This window comes from Alkalihalobacterium sp. TH-98 (genome assembly GCF_057473385.1).
On sequence record NZ_JBYCKM010000014.1, the window covers coordinates 18615 to 37148 of the forward strand.

Here is an 18534-nt window from a genome sequence, read left to right on the forward strand (position 1 = left end):
TTTGCTTACAATTTATAATATCTTAACTTCAAAAAGGATGAGACGTGGTCTCATCCTTTTTGTGTTACATTTTTGAATGATTAGTAACCGTAACCCCAGCTAGCTCCGATGATTACTAACAAGATGAATAATACTACTAGTAACGCGAATCCACCATGATATCCGTGTGACATAATACATCCTCCTTTAAATGATTCTGATTTTTCGGCAACTTCTCGAAAGAACCGCCTTTGATCCAATTAAATAGAAGTAAATGATCGAGGTTTATTTAGCGGTATCTCTTAGTACCAAGATGCACCAACGATGATTAATAAGATGAACAACACAACAATTAACGCGAATCCACCGTAGTATGCGTGAGACATCTATAACACCTCCTCATTGCTTCGTTACCATATCCTATGCACAAATCAGTTCAACGTACTGGGCGAATGCACCAATTCTGTCAATTGATAAAAAGCTTACTCTTTTTTCTTTTCCATAAAGATTATGTTATAGTAGAGAGTGCGCAAGGAAAAAGGCAAAATCATATTGGTTGAGGAGTGGACAGGCATGATGAAAAAAAGTATTCTCGCACTTGGTTTATCTGGTGCGCTATTATTAGGGGCTTGTGCAAATGATGGCGGTACACAAGGCGGAGCCATTGTTGAAGGAACTAATATTACAGTTACCGAAGAAGCTTTTATTCAAGAATTAAAAGATAGACATGGTGATGAATTATTAAAAGAGATGGTCGAAAAACAAATTTTAGATCAGGTCATTGCTAATGCTGATATTGACCCAGCAAAGGTTGAAGAAGAAGTTAATACATTTAAAGCAGAGTTTGGTGTAGAAACAGATGAAGAACTACTACAAATTCTTCAAATGCAATTTGGCTTACCTGTAGAAACAATGGAAGAATTTAAAAATGAATTTATTATTTCAAGACTAGCTGTTCAAGGTTTAATGACTCAAGACATTGATGAAGCTGACCTTGAAATTATCGATGAAGATCAAATCGAAGTTGAAGCGAGTCATATCTTAGTTGAAGAGAAAGAAACGGCTGAAGAAATACTTGCTAAAATCAATGCCGGTGAAGATTTTCAAGAACTAGCTACTGAATATTCAATCGACCCAGGTTCAGCTCAAAGAGGTGGCGAACTTGGCTTTTTTGGAAAAGGAAGAATGGTTCCTGAGTTTGAGACAGCTGCATTCAACCTAGAAATTGGTGGAGTGAGTGACCTCGTAGAAACTGAATATGGCTACCACATCATTAAAGTAACCGATAAGCGTGTCATTGTAAAAACGTACGATGAAGTTATGGAAGAACTATATAATGAAGCTAACATCAAGGTAAATGACCCACAATTTAAAGAACTTTTCTAATAAAACACCCGCAGGTGAAGCATTTCGCTTCACCTGTTTTCTTTGTTTCCGCATCCGCCTAGAACATCCTTCTTTAAACTTGCATAGTTTGTTGTATAGTTAGATAACTAATTAAGTCACTGAAAGGATGATTGAAATGACAAAAGCAACTCCAGCATTTGGCGGATTTACTTTAATCGTAGTTTTATTTATCTTATTAATTATTGTCGGTGCGGCATACTGCTAACCGTTATATAAGAAAAGCGCAAGGTGCCTGCTTATCGGCGACAAGCGCTGGAGGGCCAGCAATAAGTGTCTTGCTCTTTAGACACGCTTGATGGACCGAAGCGACCTCGAGCCGATGGCGCCTGGAGCTAGACAACTTCAATTTTAAAAAGAGCCATAAGTGGAATTCACTCATGGCTCTTCACTGTAACGCTTACGCTTTTCCCGATCTTCTTGTATCCGTTCCATAAAAACTTGTCCTTCTTTTTCAATAAACTCATCATCAACTTTTTTATCTGCTAGCGAATGTTTTATAAAATAATAAGCACTAATTATAATCCCTAATATAACAAAATACATCCACCACGGTTCAGCATTAAGTAACACAATTGATGAAAAGTCTAGTCCTGAAACAAGAAATAGTAAAAGACCGATACATACGAGGACTATCATTTGCATTTGTTTATTTTTCATATAAATCTCCCTTCCTTTCACTGTCTTTCTATTAATCTATGCTTGTCTTTTTTTTGTATGTCTAAATTAAGAATGAAAGGAAGTTTTTTTAAAGAGATTATTAGATTTTAAATGTCTAACGGTTTTTCATGAAAACTAGGCTTATATAATGAACGATTTTCTAGAGCATGAACTCGATCTGAAAACTCTCCTGGCTGGACTCGTTCTAAGGCTCGATCCATCATATTCATCTTCGCATCGACGTTATCAATCATATGAAGAATTTCTGCTTCACGAATAAGAGGCGGCTTCGGACTTCCCCACTCTCCTTTACCATGATGACTAAGGACAAGATGTTGAAGAATGAGCACTTCTTCACCGTCTATTCCGAGTTCTTTCGCTGCTTCCGCAATTTCATTAACCATAATTGTAATATGTCCAAGAAGTTTACCTTCAATCGTATAGATTGTGTCAATAGGACCAGACAATTCTCTTACTTTACCTAAATCGTGCAAGATAATTCCAGCATATAATAAATCAGTATCTAGACTAGGGTACAGCACCGAAATTGATTTGGCTAAGTCTAACATCGATACCACATGATAGGCCAAGCCAGACACAAATTCATGATGATTTTTCGTGGCTGCCGGCGACTCAAGAAAAGCTTCTTGATGCTTCTTTAATAAATGCCTTGTAATCCTTTGAATATTGGCATTTCTCATATCAAAAATATATTGAGTGACTTTCTCTAGCATTTCCTCAGGAGAAATGGGGGCCGATCGAATAAAATCTGCAATTTTTACATTATCCATTGCTGTAGTAGGGCGAATACTATTAATCTTCAATTGGTTCTTTCCGCGAAACTCAGAAAGCTCACCAATAATATGAACGATTTCTTTACTTTTAAACGTCGCTTCATCTTCAGGGGAACAAGACCATAGTTTCGCCTCAACCTCTCCTGTATTGTCACTTAATATAAGTGTCAAAAAAGGTTTACCATTGCTAGCTGTTCCTTTGGTTGCTGTTTTTATTAAAAAGTAACTATCTAAAGAATCCCCAGTTCGATAATGGACAATTCCTTTACTCATAATTACACCACTTTCAACAGTTTTCTTACTCTTAGTATATCATATAGTTCTTTTACATTAAGTAAAGAGAATGTAATTAGATAACGGCTTGTCGTCGTTTTTTTCGAGATAACCAATAAATTGTAACAAAAAATGCCATTAGCAATGTTACAGCCCCTAAACTATATGGCAGAAAGATATTTACTTCAAATAAAACACCTGCTATTAAAGCACCGACGACATTTCCTAGACTCATAAACGAATTATTTAGGCCCATGACCATACCTTGATGTCCATCTGCTAATCTTGACAGCGTCGTATTTAATGCAGGACGCAATATGGAGTTACCTAAGAAAAAGAAACAAGTTGTCAAAAGAACGGTGGTAAAATTAAAAGCAAGGGACATGAATATAAACCCGATTCCACCGACTAATAAGGCGCCTAACACAACTTTGTCATCACCAAACTTTGTTGTTAAACGACCGACAAGAACGCCTTGGGCAACAGCACCGACGACACCGACAAATACCATGATCGTCCCTACTTGACTAGGAGAGTAATTAAACTGATACAGTGCATAAATTCCGAAGATTGTTTGGAAGTTAGCTAGGGCAAAGCTCATTACGAAAACAAGGATTAACCAAAATCCAATCGGGCTCTTGATTGCTTTTCCCATCTGGACCATTTGACTTTGTTTTACTTCACTTTGTTTCACTGCATTTGCTTCTCTTTGTTCTTTTGGAAGTGACTCAGGTAATAAAAATAAGGAGAACAATCCGGCAATACTAGCAGCAATCCCTGCAAACACAAACGGTGCAGCGAGATTGATTTCTGCTAACCATCCTCCAATCCCTGGCCCCACTACAAAGCCTAGAGCCATAGCAGCTCCTAACATTCCCATTCCTTGACCTCTTTTTTGTTCTGAAGTTCGATCAGATACAAAGGCCATCGCAGACGGCATGATCGCAGACCCAAATGCTCCGGCTAGCATTCTTGAAAGAAAAAGCATCCAAAGTTGCGTAGCAAATGCAAAAATAAATTCAGCTATTGCAAAACCAAACATTCCTAAGGCAATTAACGGTTTTCTTCCTACACGGTCCGAAAGCCTTCCCCAAAATGGTGCTAGCAGAAATTGCATAAAAGAAAAAATCGCAATAAGAATACCAAGCTCGATACTTGAAGCACCAAATTGTTCTATATAGTATGGAAGAATTGGAATAACTAATCCAATTCCCATCATAATGACAAACATATTTAACATGAGCATAATTAATGGTTTCTTACTCACTCTTTCTTCTTCCAATTGCTGCTCCATTAGTGATTGACCTTCTTTCTTTATTCCTCTTTTTTTACTCTGTTTTTTTCTTTTTTGACTCACCATCATGCGGTAATACTACAAAAAAGCTCACACCTTCTTCTCTGTTTTCAACGCCAGGGTATCCACCGTGTAATTCCGCAATCCGTTTTACAATAGCTAATCCTAATCCAAACTGGCCCTTATTTCCTTTATGGAAAGGGGTAAAAATATTATGAATATCACTTACAGATATTTGATCACCGTCATTGTCAACGGTAAGTCTTACGGTTTGTTCGCTCTTTTCAGCTTTAATATATATTTTCTGATTGGCATATCGAAGCGCATTTTCGATGAAGTTTTCTAATAATACTTGTATTTGTTCTTTATCTCCTCTGAATTTAACATCAGCTCCGGTAATAATGAACGTCACATCTTCACGCTGAATCCGAAAACGTTCTTCTAAGTGGAAAGCGATGGCACCAAACGTAATTTCCTCGCGAACCGGATCCTCATCTTTTAAAGAGTCTAATTTAGTAAAGTACAACATATCCTTTACACGGCGCTCCATTCGATCCGCTTCTTCAAGGATTACATTCATTGTACTTTCAATATTCTCCTTCGGCAGTATCCCGTCTTTTACACTTTGAGCATAACTTTTGATAACCATAATTGGTGTTTTTAATTCATGGGAAGCATGCTGTATAAATGTCTTTTGCGCTCGATCATAACGCATCAGGTTTTGCCGCATTCGTTCAAATTGGTAAGATAACTTTTGGAAATCATCATCGCCCTTCCATATAAAAGGTTCTTGCCAATTTCTTTTAGCAATTTGTTCAAAGTGATTTCCCAATACCGTAAGAGGTTGTCTTAAATAATGGTTCAAATAAATCGCTGGTAATAAACTTAATGCACTCGTAAGTAGTAAAATATAAAGTAATCGTTCCCAAAGTCTATTAACCATTCGATCGCGATACGTATCCCACATGTAAGAAATTTGATAAGCTTCCTCATTTGTCGTCTTAATTTTCGTAATCACATAAAATAAAGTAGCTCCGTTATAGGTTAATTCGTAACGCCCTCTAGTTGTTTCTTGAGCAAACGCGTTTTCACCCATTTCTTGAAGAACTTCGTTTGGCACAGAGTCACCACGACGTGTACCATATTGGTTGATGACAAACAAGTGTCCTACAGACCGTTCCGCTTCACGCCGTTCGATGAAATCGACCTCTGATTGTGGTGGCGTAAAATATTCACTGTAGGGATTAGCAAACCTCGCCTGCTCTTGTTCAATAATTCGATACGTTTCTTCCGTCAAGGTTCCTTTAAGGGAGATCGGATAGATAATAATGATGGAGAGGCCAACGAGTACAATTAACGAAATAAACGAAAGCCAAATCCTCTGTGTTAAATTAACTCTAATCATGATGATAAGACTCGATATCCATAACCATAAAGAGTTTCTAAGTGTACGCGAGGCATCTTTTTACGAACCCGTCTTACGACATCATCAACTGCTCGTTCCGAACCGTAATAGTTTTCTCCCCAAACATGCTCAATTATTTCTTCCCTTGAAAAAGCTTTACCCACTTTTCCTGTTAACAATAAGATTAAGTCCATTTCTTTTGTCGTTAAATCAACTGGATCAGCAGGCCCGTGCTTATCGATCACCGTTCTGCCAACTGGATCAATAAGATAATCATTTAGTTCAATCTTTCGTTGTTCGTTTTGTCCAGTGCCATACACACGTGAAAGCAATTTTTTTGTTCGAATAATCAGTTCTTGAGGTAAAAACGGTTTTGCCAAATAATCATCACTACCCATTTCTAACCCTAAGACTCGGTCCAAATCTTGATCACGAGCGGATATAAAAATAACTGGTGTATCACTGTGTTCCTTTATCGCCTTCAATACTTGATAACCATCTGTGCCAGGTAGCATAATATCTAATATCCATAAATGTGGTTTCTCTTCTATCGCTTGAACGGCTGCATCACCATTATCAAATGCTTTTACAAACCAGCCTTCTTTTTCTAAATAGGCCTTTAACACTTGAGACAGGTTTTCTTCATCTTCTACTAAATGTACAATAAATTGATTCATACTCTTATCCCTCCTAGGATTAACAAGAAGTTGACTTTACAAACGGCAGTGCTTCAAAATCAACGAATATCAACTGTATAATTTTATTCAGCTATAATTTTAAAAAAATCCCACTTCATCAGTAGGATTTTTTCACTTCTTTCAAACAAATGCGTCATCACATATGATTCATATTTTATCAAATCTATTTCTTTTTATAAAGAAACATGATTACGACAGTACGAACGTTGACTCTTGTTGAAAAAGGTTTTTAATTTGTTTATGACATGAAAAGAAAAGAATTTGGTGCTTTTTAGCTACTTCCTCTATGACTGACTTGGCGTTAACCTTTCTTACATCATCAAAATTTACCATAATATCATCTAAAATAATTGGCATAGGAGATTTTACCTGATACTCCAGTGCTAAAGCGAGTCGAAGGGATAAATATAATTGTTCACCTGTCCCCTGACTCAACTCATCCGGATAAAATCGAACCCCATCATGTCGCTCAACAATGAATGTATTTTCTGAAATAGGCGCAAATAAGTGAACATACTCACCATTTGTCATTTTTGAAAATATTTCTTTTGCTTTTTGGATGACAACAGGCTGTCTTTCCATTTCATAAATCGACTTAGCTTGCTTCATTATCAATTGTCCGAGTCGCAAGGTTGCCCAGTCTTTGGCAACCTCCTGGAATTCTGATTTTTTTAATTCATACGTTTGACAGAGTTGAGAATGATTCGTTCCTATTTCCAATTGTTCAATTTCATGATCTATTTTCCCAAGTTGTTTTTGATGTGCCGATTGTCGTTCTACTGCTTCTGCTAACTGCTCATTTAACATAACTAAACCTTCTTCTATGGTAACGAGCCCTTGCTCTAATTGAGAGACTACTTCTTCTTTAGTTAAACTTTCAGTTGCAATTTGGGCTTGTTGGGAGCGAAGAAATACTAATTCTTTGTTAAGCGCCTGTCTTTCAATTGCAATGTCAGCTAAATAAAAGAATTCTTCTTCCTCTCTAGCTGAACCCCTCTCTAGCCATTCAAAACGACCTTCTTGTAAATACTGAATTTTCTTTTTCAGTGTATCTATTTCGGATTTGAGTTTCTCCACACTTTTGTTTGTTTCTAAAATTTGCATTCTTGATTTTTCTTCTAGCTCGATCACTTCATGAATTTTATGTACAAGTACAGCAAAACTCTCGTTTTCTTTTATGAACAATTCACCAGCTATTTTCTGTCCTAAGCTGTGAATTTCCTTGAGTCGCTCACAAATTACTGATTTTCTTTTTTTAAAGTACTTTTGATCGTTTATTAGTTGTTTCGTGTCAACAATAAGGTCGAACAATTCTAAATGATGTTGGCAATTACCATGATGATCAAATTGATATTTTCTACACCATTCCATTAATTGATTATGGATAAGTTCAAGCTCGTTTTCACAAGTTTCAATAGCTGCTAATAATAGGTGATACCCTTTTTCATCTTGTGACAATTGTTGTTGCCTTAACTCTAATTGATTTGCTTTAACAGTATTATGGTTAAGCGTCCGTTCTAATTGTTCAATATCTCTTTCTAACTCATAAGTTGTTCTTAATTGTTCTAGCTTTTTTTCCTGTTCTACAATTTCAGGGTGAACCATTTGATCATTACTCATTTTGTTAGTACTGTTCATATAAAGCATGATAACAGCCGAAACAAATGCCAGAATAGAAGGAATCCACTGTTGTATATATACTAACCATCCCCCCATCCCAAATAATAATAGAGATATAAGGATAAGATAAAACCGGTTTTTCTTTTGATGATCAGAGCTTTTGGGATGAAGCTTCTGCCAATGAATTTGTTGCTCTAACTCAAGTCTTTTGGATCTTTTCTCTTTAAGATTTATCAACTCTTGTTCGATTTCTTCTTTCTCTATGATTGACAGACACTGTCCTTGTATGTCTGTCACCTTTCCTTTCGCTTGTTCAAGTTGAAAGGACTTCGTCTTCAGTTCAACCTCTAACTGTTCTTGTTCATAAAGAGACTTTCTTTCTCGTTGCACTAGTGTTTTTAACTCTTCTTTTGCTGTTAAACTAGTTTCTGCACGCAAAACGGTTTCAGTACTCCAATCACGGCCTAATCTTTCTGTATGATCTGCAATTAGTTGATTGGTTTTATGCAACTCTAGATCTACACTAGATAACTCTTCTTTTAATCTTTCATACTCATAAGTATGCTCTTTTAGCAGTAGTGCTTGTTCTTTAATTTGTTCAAAATTAGCTCTTAGTGTACCTTCCTTTGTTTGTTGCTCCTGTTCGCTTAACTTAAGTTCTAAGTCGACTAACTGCTCCTTCAATGCCTGTTCTTTTGCTATACTATCTTTCACTGCATCAATACCGTGGATTGGAAAATTTTCAATAAATGGAAGTTGCTCTAGTTGTGCAACGATACCCTTTTCCTGAACATACAATGGCTCGATAATCTTTAATTTTTCTTGTATCTTTATTCTGTCTTTTAACAAATTAATAGTTTCGCTGATCTGCTTAGATTGAGATTGAAGGTCCCTTCGCTGCACTAGTAATTCATTATAATGATTGAGCTGACTCTCAACTTGTTTTAAACTTTTCTTCATCTCTTCTAACTGTTGTAACTTTTCATTAAGAATAGGCCTTTTCCCACTTGGCTTGAATAATTCTTGTTGTCCTTTTTCAATCTTTTTCTCCAGTTCACTTAACGAACCTTTCCCCCAAATACTTGCACCATGCAAGTATTGGTTTAATTCTTCCGTCTTTAACTGCTCCATTTTTTGTAAATCACTAGCACTAAATGAAAATATACCTAAGAAGACCCGTTTATCTATCCCACCTAACAGGTTGTGTAATGCTTCTTCACCACTAACCGTTCCATCTTCAAAATAAACTACAGCTTTCCCATTATTTTTCCCTTTTTGTCTTTCAATCGTAACTTTACCTACCTCTTTCATTTCTATAGTTAACTTACCACCATAACTTGTTCCTTGCTTCGGTTCATAGTGGGCACCTGCTTGAGATTTTGTCGGAAAACCAAACAACATCACTGTGACGAACGATTTTATTGTAGACTTCCCCTTTTCGTTTTCCCCATATATAACTTGTAATCCTGTAGAATCGAAGTTAATTTGCTTATCGCAAAATTTTCCATATCCGTAAATATGTAAGTGCGTAATTCTCATTAACCCCACTCCTTTAATAATTCTTTTAATAACAGATCTCGGCCATCTTCTAGTAGTTTTTCAAAATCCTCACCACTCAATGGCTCTAGGAATGGTTTAGCTTTTCGATGATTATATAATTCTTTAAGTACTTCTTTTACATCCTCATGAGAGCTTTCAATTAATTCCGCCGTAACTCTCGTAATATCACCTAAAAAGTCATCTTGCTGTTGTAATTGATGAATATCCCATTTCTTTTTTGTGTTATTTTCATACGAAGAAATCCAAACGAAAGTTTCTTCATGGTCTTGATCTTCATTCACATGTGTTATCCAATCCTCTATCTGATCTTTTTCTTCAAAAAGATCTGAAATTGGTCCTTCCCCCGTAAATTGTAGATGTAACATGAAGCTTTTCTTTAATCTCCGTCTATCATCAATCATTTGTTCACAGTAAGCTAAAAATTGATCATGTGTTTGGATGTTGTTAATGGGAATTTCTAACGTTTCCCAAAGTAATGGAGCTGTTTTATAAAATTCGGCATGAACATCATTTGTTTCATCGATCTCTACTAATAAACACCCTTTTTTCCCCGTTTCTTTCCTATGCCTGCCTTGAATATTTCCCGGGTAGAAAATTGTTGGTTTTAGTTGAACCCTCTGATGTATGTGTCCTAAAGCCCAGTAGTTGAAGTCCTTTTCTTCTAATTCCTTCGTATGGAATGGCGCATATGGATTGTGGCCGGTTATGCTATGCTCTTGCCCATGAAGCATTCCAATATGGAAGTCTGCTCCTTCGACTTTTTTATACTGGTCAATTTTTCTTTCATATATTTCTCGCTCCTGATAACTAAACCCGTAGATATGAGCTGTTGTACCATTTGAACTAACAAAACGTTTACATTCTATTTCGCTTGAAAAAAAATGAACATTATTTGTCCAACTCACAGACACCCAATTACCATTAAGGTGATCGTGATTCCCGTGGATAATATAAACTGGAATGTTTTCTTCGTCTAATCTTGCAAATTCTTTTCTAAGAAAAAGTTGAGCTTTTAAACTTCTTTGATCATGATCATATAAGTCGCCTGAGATCAATATAAAATCAACTTGTTGTTCTATCGCAAGGTCAATTATTTTCCTAAATGAATAAAACGAGCTTTGATATATTTGTTTAAGCAGAGGTTCAGGTAAATGCGCCAAACCTTTAAAAGGACTATCCAAATGTAAATCAGCAGTATGTATAAAACGCAACTGTTTCAATGTTTCACCACCTCATAGAAACTCTTTCTGTTTTTCATAGCTTTATTATACCAAAAAGTGAACATGTGTTCTATAAAGACTCGAATAGTATGACTGCTTTAGAAAAGAGTAAAGAGGTGATAACCATAAGCAACGTCATCAATTCCATCTCCTGTTGCTTACGACGGTTGTCTTCTCATAGATATTTCCTCTAGTGGATACCATTCAGGCGTTTTGGTTGATGGGTTCGTGGGTTCCCCTAGGTTGTTCCTCTACCGCTCATCATTCCGCGCTTTTCGTTCACGCTTTCTCCTAATTTTTCCCTCTACCGCTCATCATTCCGCGCTTTTCGTTCACACTTTCTCCTAATTTTCCCCTACCACTCACCATTCCGCACTTTCGTTCACGCTTCCTCCTAATTTTTACCTCTCCCTCTGCTCCTCCTTGTTTTTTCCTCTATGGTGAACTAACAGCGCAAACAAAAAAAGGAGGCCCAGCCTCCTTAAATGTTTTATTTAATCTTACCACCAAAAATAAGGTAATAACGAAATGGCAGTTAAAGCTGCTAATGGCAAGACGAGTCGACGAAATGGCCGTGGTCGTGGATAGAATGGATACGGAGCATAGGGATATCCAAATCCACCGTAGGGATAACCCCATTGTCTTTCATCGCTTCTCATATATCCATGACCGGATTGCTGCATATCATCCATTGGCACCGCTAAGTATACATGATCATTATCAACGTGTTCGATAATACCGTGAAACGTTTGTTGATCCGCCGTTTGCACCATTACATTCTGATTCATGTATTGCTGACATAGCGATTGCATGTACTGTTTATTATACATGTTTACGCCCTCCTCATGATTAATCCATTTCATCATATTCAACGTTGGGCGAATGGTTACAAGAAAAGCGCAAGGCGCCTGTTTATCGGCGACAAGCGCTGGAGGGCCAACAATAAGTGTCTTGCTCTTTAGACACGATTGATGGACCGAAGCGACCTCGAGCCGATGGCGCCTGGAGCTAGACATCTCGAATTTTATGCTTTCCTACTTTCAAAAATGAAAGAGGATGACTAAGATGTCACCCTCTTTCATTCTTAATTTATGCATTTAACTCAACATCTCTTGTTCTTCCAAAAAGGAAGTAACTTTGTACGATCATAAATAAATTACCGATTACCCAATACAACGCTAGTGCTGACGGCATCGCTAAAGCAGCCATCAAGATCATAGCAGGCATGATATATATTGTGACTTGCATATTGGCGGGCAGCGTACGCATCGTTAGTTTCCCTTGAATAAAAGTAGTAATCGCAGCAACAATCGGTAATATAAATAATGGATCTGGACTACCTAGATTGAACCAAAGAAAAGAATGCCTCGCAATTTCTTCTGTTCTCATAATAGCAAAATAAAAAGCCATTAAAACCGGCATTTGAATGAATATTGGCAAACAACCTGCCATAGGGTTAACCCCATGTTTCTGATATAGACTGAACATTTCTTTTTGAAACTTTTGCTGTTCTTTTGGATCTTTCATATTATAACGACTTTTTAAAGCTTCCATTTCAGGCTTTATCGCTTGCATCGCGCGACTACTTCGGTTTTGTTTTAAAGTTAGCGGTAAAATTACCAAGCGAATAAAAATAGTAACTACAATAATCGATAAACCAAAACTACCGTTAAAGAGTTGAGCAACAAATGTAATTAACCAGGATAGGGGATACACAAAATAGTGATTCCAAATTCCTGTTGATTCTGCGGAAATAGGTTGAGTCGTTGCTCCACAACTAGCAAGCAACAGCGTACATCCAATTAATAAAAAGAACAGTATATACTTATTCGTAATCTGTTTCAATGAACATCCTCCTTATTATTGAGTTTTATACGTTCAATAATAAGGAAGGAATTGCATCATCATCGTTTTTCGAGTTTCGATCATGAAAGCTCGGTATCTTTCTTTTTATTAATATAAACGATAGGACGATGAGTAGTGGTGGCGTAACATTGAGTATTTCGTTGTCTCTATCATTGCTTTTAGCAAAGTACTTTCGTTGAAAATGCCAATGCATAACTTTTCTCGATAATGCGGCTGTAATATAGACCATTGATACACCGAGTAAAAGCCAAATAACAGGAAGATCAAACGTCACCTCAAACATACTCATCGCCCCCTTTCTAATACGTTTTGTTAAATTATAACATTTACAAAGAAAAGCGCAAGGTGCCCGCTTATCGGCGACAAGCGCTGGAGGGCCAGCAATAAGTGTCTTGCTCTTTAGACACGATTGTTGGACCGAAGCGACCTCGAGCCGATGGCACCTGGAGCTAGACAAAGAAAACTCAAAGGAACTTCAAACCAAACTAATCGATTATTTTTCTCTTTTGGACAACTGTAATGCTCGTTTAAAATCTTTTAATGAAGACGACTTTCCGTACATTAGTACACCACCGCGATACACTCGAGCACCAATCCAAGCGAATAAAATGATTGTGGCTATAAGAATCCCTACTCCAAGCAACACTTCCCATAATGGCAGTGATAGCATTCCTACGCGTAAAAACATAATCATCGGTGCAAAAAATGGAATAAATGAAGTCACCGTAACAATCTTAGCTTCTGGATTAGCTAGACCAAACATGGCAATTAAAAAGGCAGCTACAATTAAAAATATCATTGGTGTGACCATTTGATTAACGTCCTCAATGCGACTAACAAGCGAACCGAGCATAGCTGAGATCGTTGCATACAAGAAATAGCCGAGGATGAAAAATAAAAATGCGTATCCAATCAAATGCAGCGGAATACCTTGACCTACAATTAACTCTCCTAATTCTGGATCAAAAGAGTCGGTTGACAATCTTTGTCTAAGGGAAAGAACACCCACTAAGAAAATGAGTACATATTGAGTTAACCCTAACAAAGCAATCCCAAATATTTTTCCAAACATTTGTTGAATTGGTGAGGAACTAGAAATCAAGATTTCCATCACTCTTGATGACTTCTCAATTGCTATTTCCGTCGCAATCATATTACCGAACATAAGGACAGAAAAATAAATAATAAAAAGCAAGATGTAAACAAAAATACGTGCTTGGTTCAGTTCCATTTCTGTTTTTGCTGTTTCAGCAATCGCAACGCGCTCGAATTGAATTGGGGCATAAATGCTAGCTACTTCTTCAGGCTGTAGATTTAAGCTTGATGTCACAATTTCTTCTTTTACTTGCTGAAGTGCCTGCTCTAATTGCCAAGGTAATATTTGTTCGACAACTGTCATCGCATAATATTTTCCTTCAGGTAACCCTGTCTCCCCTAGTGAAACTTCAATCATACCTTCTACTTCTTGATCTATCACTAACGTTTTCGCTTCCGAATACGAGCCCCCAAACTCCTTTAATTCTACAGTAGGGTTGATTTGACCGACAGTATGTTTAAGCGGTTCAAAAAGTTGACCTGTTTCATCCAACACTAATACAACACTGCTCTCTTTTTGATCTTGATCAAAAACCGTAATAATTCGATCAAAATTCATGAAGCCAAAAATAAATAAGAGTGTTATTGCCGTCGATATGAGGAAGGATTTTGATTTTAACTTTGAAAGATAAGTATGTGCTAAAACAATAAAAAATTTATTCATATTGGGCACCCACCTTTTCTAAGAAAATGTCATGTAACGATGGGTCTTCTATTTCAAACTTTCGAACGAACCCTTTTGTTGCTAATAATTGAAATAACTTATGTGCTGTTTCTTCAGTAGCTATTTGAACTACAGCTCCTTCTTTCGTATGTTTAACCTTAAGAATACCTTCCAGTTGATCAAGAAATTCGAGTGAAAATTCTGCTCGGATGACCACATTCATTTTTCCAAAAGACCGTTTAACATCTCGGATATTCCCTCCCACAACAGATGAACCATTATGTAATATTACTAAGTGTTCACAAAGTTCTTCTACATGCTCCATTCTGTGACTGGAAAAAACGATCGTCGTTCCCGATTTATTAAGGTCAATTACTGCCTCTTTTAATAATTCAACATTTACAGGGTCAAGACCGCTAAACGGTTCATCTAAAATGAGTAACTCCGGTCGATGTATCACAGAAGCAATAAATTGAATTTTTTGCTGATTACCTTTCGATAACTCTTCTACTTTTTTATTCTTGTATTCAGGAACTTTAAAACGTTCAAGCCATTGATTCATCTCTTTTAAAATGATAGTTTTCTCCATACCTCTTAGTCTACCTAAATAAATTAATTGCTCTGACACTTTAAGTTTCGGATATAACCCTCTTTCTTCTGGTAAGTATCCTATTATTTGACTTGATTTATAATTGATCTTTTCGTTATTCCATGAGATCTTTCCTTCTGTTGGTTCTAATAGATTTAAAATCATTCGAAAAGTTGTCGTCTTTCCTGCACCATTTGCACCTAACATACCAAACATTTGACCTTTCTCAATCGTCAAATTTAAATGATTGACTGCAGTTGTTTTACCAAACTTCTTTGTTAGATCCTCTATTACTAAACTCATTTTAAACCTCCAAAACTCGTGTTATCGTTTATATACGAATGAACTGGAATTATGTTTCACAAAATTTTTAAAAAGTCTACGTTATTCAACAATATGTTTCACTTGAATATGTAAGCGATTGAATTTAAAATATTAGTACAAGTCTAACAAATATTAGAGGTGGATAACCCATGGCAGATTACTATTTAACTGTATTTAACCAAACTGGTGAACAGTTGTTAAATGAAACGATTCAAGCTGCAAGTGATGAAGAAGCGAAAAAAATCGGCGAGCAAAAACTAGCAGAAACAAACTACAGTGAGTACCCTCACCGCTTAACAAGAGCAGGAAAAATCCTAATGTTCCACCGTTAGGCACGAAAAGTAGAAGGCGCCTGCTAGACAGCACTGACTAGCAGTGCGTCTTATTACGCAAAAAAGGAGACTGAAAAACAGTCTCCTTTTTATTCTTTACAATTCGTAGTGTTAATTCTCTATTTTTAGTTGTTTACGAAATACTTCACGCACCATGTACGCTACTCCGTGCATGTCGTTTGAGCGAGTCACCCAATCTGCTGCTTGTTGGACCTCTTTTGGTGAGTTCCCCATTGCCACTCCTAAGCCCACTTGAGTAATTAGATCCAGATCTTCTTCAGAAGAACCAATCGCTACCATTTGATCTAGACCAATACCCAGCTCACGTCCTAAACGGTGTAAGCCTCTTACTTTAGAAACCCCTTCAGGCACAATACTAATACGTCCTTGTTTTCCTTCAATAATAGTTATGTTAGAAACTTGTTTTTCAATCTCTTCCATTGCTTCTAACTGCTGTTCTTTATCTAAGAACTGCACTTGGATTTTTGGAGGTGCAACCGGGTTATCTAAAATATAATCACAAATAGAGTCAACAAAGGTAACTGGATAAAATAATGGATCCCCTATTCCTATCGTCATCTTGGCCAAGAGTTGATTTTTGCTTTTGAGCTTATTTCCGATCCCATACTTTTCATGGAGAAGCCGAACATGACATGTATAATTTTCTAGGATTTCACCAATTTGAAAAACTTTATCCTCATGAATACGTCTTTCAAATAAAGGTTCATCTAGTTCTGAAGCTAAGTATGCACCGTCATGTGTAATTAAACACGTATCTAGCTTTAAAGCTTTTGCAACTCTCTTAGCAGCTGGAAACGGTCGATCAGTCGCTAGTGTAATATATACACCTTTATTTTTTACAAATTCAATTGCATCTTTAGTTTGTCTACTAAGGCGAGCATTTGAGCGTAAAAGAACCCCATCAATATTTAGAGCTAATAGACGATAAGCCACAAAAATCCCCCTTCTCATTGTTTCTACTACGAACGTGACGTACGTTATAGTAAAGACTATGAAAACGGGGGCTAGAATAGAACATTTTTAGTTGTCGTTCAATTAAAGTATGAGAAAAGACATTCATTTTCGCAGTATTAGGCGATACGTCTTGTTTTCTAATCCTTTTCTTTGAACACATACGATGATAATTTTATTGTTCAGGGTTGCCGTATAATTCTTCTAATGGTTCAGTGATAATACGGTTAATATCTGTAATAATCATACTTAAACGTTGTTCTGCTTCCATCATTTTAGAAATGATTGGTTGCTGCTGAACTAACTCAAATAGTTGTTGCGCTTTTTGTGCTTCTTCTTCTGTAATTTGCATTCCTTGCATTTGCTTTTGTTGTAATTCCATTTGCATTCTACGGAAGTTTTCAAGCATTTGGTTCGCTGCCGGATCTTTTTCAATTTCCTCGTGTAACTGTTTCAGTACCTTAAACTCGTCACTTTCCTTAATTGATTTTCCAAGTTCATGTGCTATATCATAAATGTTTGACATAACGATTCCTCCTTCAAAGTGGTCTTCACCGACTCTAACATAATATGAGTTTAATTTCATCTCTCATGTCGATTTTTTTATGAATCCTAAAGAAAAATAACAATTATTCCTTGAATTAATCCAATCATTCCACCAAGTAATCCCCCAAGATACGTAATCATTTTAAATTCTCGCCTAGAGATAGAAAGTACCATCTCTTCTAGACGTTCAACAGCAAAACCTTGAACTTGACCTTTAACAACTTCTTCTAAGTTCAGCTTTTGCATGAGACTATCAAGACGAGAGACCAGTGTTTGTCCTAATAGATCGACACCTTTAGGTACCCATTCAGAAACAATGGTTTCCATATATGGCTTTGTCCATTCATTTAATGGTTGGTCCACCCACTCATAGACAGGAACTCTGTTAATAATCGTTTTCTTTAGTAGAGAAATGACTTCTTCTTTATCTACTTTGTTTAAGTAGTACGAAAGCGGCTTTTCTTTAAGTTTATTCCACTCTTTTCTCAACACGGCCTCGATCATCTTCTCTGCACTCGCATCATCCAAAAACTTAATAATCTCAGGTTGGACTTTATCCACTAGCCTGTCATTCCCCAAGAACATCGACACCATATTACCCAGGGTTCCCTTGCCCATTAAAAATCTATCAATCATATCACTGAGACGATCTTTACCTTCTTCACTTTCAAAATAATCTTTCGCTCTCGATAAGATAAATTGAGTGAAATCGGGAATTGCAATATCTAACTTCTGTGTTAGGTTAGATGGCAACACTTCAGAAATAGGACGGGAGCCATTTTGCATACGGAAGGTCTCAAATCCGTCCCGGATCCATCGTTCGGTTTTATCTTCAATCGTGCCCCTAACATTTTCTACACCAAATCGTTCATGAAATACAGCTGCTAATGTCGTATCACTTTCTAGGATAGCTCTAGCTTCTCCTTGCGCCCATAACTTCATTTCATTTGTAAACTTTTCATCCAGTAACTTTTTTTGCAGTCCTTCAGTCGTCAAAAGGTGTTGTACGACCATTTTACCTAGTTGTTCCGCTAACTCATCTCTTCTTTTCGGAATTAACCCTGGTGTGAACGGAACTCGTTTTTTACCTATATAGATGGGATTATAAGGTCTAAACAACATCTTAATAGCTAAAGAGTTCGTTACGCCTCCAATTGTTGCTCCAATAATGATCATCATAAGAATTATTATTACTTCCTTCACGTTGCCACTTGCCCCCTATAACTCATCTATTCACGA

The 18534-nt window shown here is 36.8% G+C and carries 20 protein-coding genes; 3 read left to right on the top strand and 17 right to left on the bottom strand.

Annotated features, from left to right (window positions below; translation table 11 throughout):
* Positions 1 to 80: 80 nt before the first annotated feature.
* Together AC2VNP_RS06370 and AC2VNP_RS06375 are read right to left on the bottom strand one after the other, a co-directional pair.
* Positions 81 to 173 (bottom strand): YjcZ family sporulation protein, encoded by a 93-nt coding sequence (locus AC2VNP_RS06370; protein WP_216829380.1) that lies wholly within the window; start codon positions 171 to 173, stop codon positions 81 to 83.
* 108 nt (positions 174 to 281) lie between these two features.
* A complete protein-coding gene (locus tag AC2VNP_RS06375; RefSeq protein ID WP_075387556.1) occupies positions 282 to 365 on the bottom strand; it encodes a YjcZ family sporulation protein in 84 nt (27 codons plus the stop codon).
* A 187-nt stretch (positions 366 to 552) separates the two neighbouring features.
* Here AC2VNP_RS06375 and AC2VNP_RS06380 point away from each other — a divergent pair, with 187 nt between their 5' ends.
* Both AC2VNP_RS06380 and AC2VNP_RS06385 read left to right on the top strand, forming a co-directional pair.
* On the top strand, positions 553 to 1365 hold the full coding sequence (locus AC2VNP_RS06380; protein WP_486916540.1) for a peptidylprolyl isomerase: 813 nt from the start codon (positions 553 to 555) through the stop codon (positions 1363 to 1365).
* Between the two features lie 136 nt (positions 1366 to 1501).
* Positions 1502 to 1591: a YjcZ family sporulation protein gene (locus AC2VNP_RS06385; RefSeq protein ID WP_275119574.1), complete on the top strand. Its 90-nt coding sequence runs from the start codon at positions 1502 to 1504 to the stop codon at positions 1589 to 1591.
* 170 nt (positions 1592 to 1761) lie between these two features.
* Here the strand turns inward: AC2VNP_RS06385 and AC2VNP_RS06390 are convergent, their stop codons facing one another.
* The 12 genes from AC2VNP_RS06390 to AC2VNP_RS06445 form a co-directional block, all read right to left on the bottom strand.
* Positions 1762 to 2043 (bottom strand): sporulation YhaL family protein, encoded by a 282-nt coding sequence (locus AC2VNP_RS06390; protein ID WP_486916541.1) that lies wholly within the window; start codon positions 2041 to 2043, stop codon positions 1762 to 1764.
* Positions 2044 to 2150: 107 nt separating this feature from the next.
* Positions 2151 to 3110, bottom strand: coding sequence for a 3'-5' exoribonuclease YhaM (yhaM, locus tag AC2VNP_RS06395; RefSeq protein ID WP_486916542.1), 960 nt, complete (start codon positions 3108 to 3110; stop codon positions 2151 to 2153).
* A gap of 76 nt (positions 3111 to 3186) precedes the next feature.
* Complete coding sequence (locus tag AC2VNP_RS06400; protein ID WP_486916543.1) at positions 3187 to 4404, bottom strand: MFS transporter; 1218 nt, start codon at positions 4402 to 4404, stop codon at positions 3187 to 3189.
* 34 nt (positions 4405 to 4438) lie between these two features.
* The gene (locus AC2VNP_RS06405; RefSeq protein ID WP_486916544.1) at positions 4439 to 5809 is read right to left on the bottom strand and encodes a sensor histidine kinase; all 1371 of its coding nucleotides are present in this window, start codon (positions 5807 to 5809) and stop codon (positions 4439 to 4441) included.
* Positions 5806 to 6486, bottom strand: coding sequence for a response regulator transcription factor (locus tag AC2VNP_RS06410; RefSeq protein ID WP_418198521.1), 681 nt, complete (start codon positions 6484 to 6486; stop codon positions 5806 to 5808). Before AC2VNP_RS06410 ends, AC2VNP_RS06405 begins: the two co-directional genes overlap by 4 nt.
* A gap of 210 nt (positions 6487 to 6696) precedes the next feature.
* Positions 6697 to 9666 (bottom strand): ATP-binding protein, encoded by a 2970-nt coding sequence (locus AC2VNP_RS06415; RefSeq protein WP_486916545.1) that lies wholly within the window; start codon positions 9664 to 9666, stop codon positions 6697 to 6699.
* Positions 9666 to 10907, bottom strand: a complete 1242-nt coding sequence (locus AC2VNP_RS06420; protein ID WP_486916546.1) for a metallophosphoesterase family protein — start codon at positions 10905 to 10907, stop codon at positions 9666 to 9668. Before AC2VNP_RS06420 ends, AC2VNP_RS06415 begins: the two co-directional genes overlap by 1 nt.
* A gap of 500 nt (positions 10908 to 11407) precedes the next feature.
* Positions 11408 to 11737, bottom strand: coding sequence for a hypothetical protein (locus tag AC2VNP_RS06425; RefSeq protein ID WP_418198524.1), 330 nt, complete (start codon positions 11735 to 11737; stop codon positions 11408 to 11410).
* 259 nt (positions 11738 to 11996) lie between these two features.
* Positions 11997 to 12743: a membrane protein insertase YidC gene (gene yidC / locus AC2VNP_RS06430; protein ID WP_486916602.1), complete on the bottom strand. Its 747-nt coding sequence runs from the start codon at positions 12741 to 12743 to the stop codon at positions 11997 to 11999.
* Positions 12744 to 12777: 34 nt separating this feature from the next.
* On the bottom strand, positions 12778 to 13056 hold the full coding sequence (locus AC2VNP_RS06435) for a hypothetical protein (RefSeq protein WP_486916547.1): 279 nt from the start codon (positions 13054 to 13056) through the stop codon (positions 12778 to 12780).
* Between the two features lie 210 nt (positions 13057 to 13266).
* Positions 13267 to 14532, bottom strand: a complete 1266-nt coding sequence (locus AC2VNP_RS06440) for an ABC transporter permease (protein WP_486916548.1) — start codon at positions 14530 to 14532, stop codon at positions 13267 to 13269.
* Positions 14525 to 15424 (bottom strand): ABC transporter ATP-binding protein, encoded by a 900-nt coding sequence (locus tag AC2VNP_RS06445; protein WP_486916549.1) that lies wholly within the window; start codon positions 15422 to 15424, stop codon positions 14525 to 14527. The genes AC2VNP_RS06440 and AC2VNP_RS06445 overlap by 8 nt, the downstream gene beginning before the upstream one ends.
* A 170-nt stretch (positions 15425 to 15594) precedes the next feature.
* Between AC2VNP_RS06445 and AC2VNP_RS06450 the strand changes: the two genes are divergently transcribed.
* Positions 15595 to 15777 (top strand): YhzD family protein, encoded by a 183-nt coding sequence (locus tag AC2VNP_RS06450; protein ID WP_486916550.1) that lies wholly within the window; start codon positions 15595 to 15597, stop codon positions 15775 to 15777.
* A 111-nt stretch (positions 15778 to 15888) separates the two neighbouring features.
* Here AC2VNP_RS06450 and AC2VNP_RS06455 read toward each other — a convergent pair whose 3' ends face one another.
* From AC2VNP_RS06455 to AC2VNP_RS06465, 3 genes are all read right to left on the bottom strand, one after another.
* Positions 15889 to 16731 (bottom strand): HAD family hydrolase, encoded by an 843-nt coding sequence (locus AC2VNP_RS06455; protein WP_418198529.1) that lies wholly within the window; start codon positions 16729 to 16731, stop codon positions 15889 to 15891.
* Between the two features lie 193 nt (positions 16732 to 16924).
* The gene (locus AC2VNP_RS06460) at positions 16925 to 17275 is read right to left on the bottom strand and encodes a YlbF/YmcA family competence regulator (RefSeq protein ID WP_418198530.1); all 351 of its coding nucleotides are present in this window, start codon (positions 17273 to 17275) and stop codon (positions 16925 to 16927) included.
* Between the two features lie 86 nt (positions 17276 to 17361).
* Positions 17362 to 18498 carry a DUF445 domain-containing protein gene (locus AC2VNP_RS06465; protein WP_486916551.1) on the bottom strand — a complete coding sequence of 379 codons (1137 nt, stop codon included), beginning with the start codon at positions 18496 to 18498 and terminating at the stop codon, positions 17362 to 17364.
* Positions 18499 to 18534 lie beyond the last annotated feature (36 nt).

Bases quoted from the DNA above. Each gene is read 5' to 3' on its own strand.
- AC2VNP_RS06400 (WP_486916543.1), bottom strand. From the start codon at position 4,404: ATGGAGCAGCAATTGGAAGAAGAAAGAGTGAGTAAGAAACCATTAATT.
- AC2VNP_RS06370 (WP_216829380.1), bottom strand. From the start codon at position 173: ATGTCACACGGATATCATGGTGGATTCGCGTTACTAGTAGTATTATTC.
- AC2VNP_RS06425 (WP_418198524.1), bottom strand. From the start codon at position 11,737: ATGTATAATAAACAGTACATGCAATCGCTATGTCAGCAATACATGAAT.
- AC2VNP_RS06460 (WP_418198530.1), bottom strand. From the start codon at position 17,275: ATGTCAAACATTTATGATATAGCACATGAACTTGGAAAATCAATTAAG.
- AC2VNP_RS06415 (WP_486916545.1), bottom strand. From the start codon at position 9,666: ATGAGAATTACGCACTTACATATTTACGGATATGGAAAATTTTGCGAT.
- AC2VNP_RS06385 (WP_275119574.1), top strand. From the start codon at position 1,502: ATGACAAAAGCAACTCCAGCATTTGGCGGATTTACTTTAATCGTAGTT.
- AC2VNP_RS06445 (WP_486916549.1), bottom strand. From the start codon at position 15,424: ATGAGTTTAGTAATAGAGGATCTAACAAAGAAGTTTGGTAAAACAACT.
- AC2VNP_RS06405 (WP_486916544.1), bottom strand. From the start codon at position 5,809: ATGATTAGAGTTAATTTAACACAGAGGATTTGGCTTTCGTTTATTTCG.
- AC2VNP_RS06440 (WP_486916548.1), bottom strand. From the start codon at position 14,532: ATGAATAAATTTTTTATTGTTTTAGCACATACTTATCTTTCAAAGTTA.
- AC2VNP_RS06410 (WP_418198521.1), bottom strand. From the start codon at position 6,486: ATGAATCAATTTATTGTACATTTAGTAGAAGATGAAGAAAACCTGTCT.
- AC2VNP_RS06450 (WP_486916550.1), top strand. From the start codon at position 15,595: ATGGCAGATTACTATTTAACTGTATTTAACCAAACTGGTGAACAGTTG.
- AC2VNP_RS06435 (WP_486916547.1), bottom strand. From the start codon at position 13,056: ATGTTTGAGGTGACGTTTGATCTTCCTGTTATTTGGCTTTTACTCGGT.
- AC2VNP_RS06375 (WP_075387556.1), bottom strand. From the start codon at position 365: ATGTCTCACGCATACTACGGTGGATTCGCGTTAATTGTTGTGTTGTTC.
- yhaM (WP_486916542.1), bottom strand. From the start codon at position 3,110: ATGAGTAAAGGAATTGTCCATTATCGAACTGGGGATTCTTTAGATAGT.
- AC2VNP_RS06390 (WP_486916541.1), bottom strand. From the start codon at position 2,043: ATGAAAAATAAACAAATGCAAATGATAGTCCTCGTATGTATCGGTCTT.
- AC2VNP_RS06380 (WP_486916540.1), top strand. From the start codon at position 553: ATGATGAAAAAAAGTATTCTCGCACTTGGTTTATCTGGTGCGCTATTA.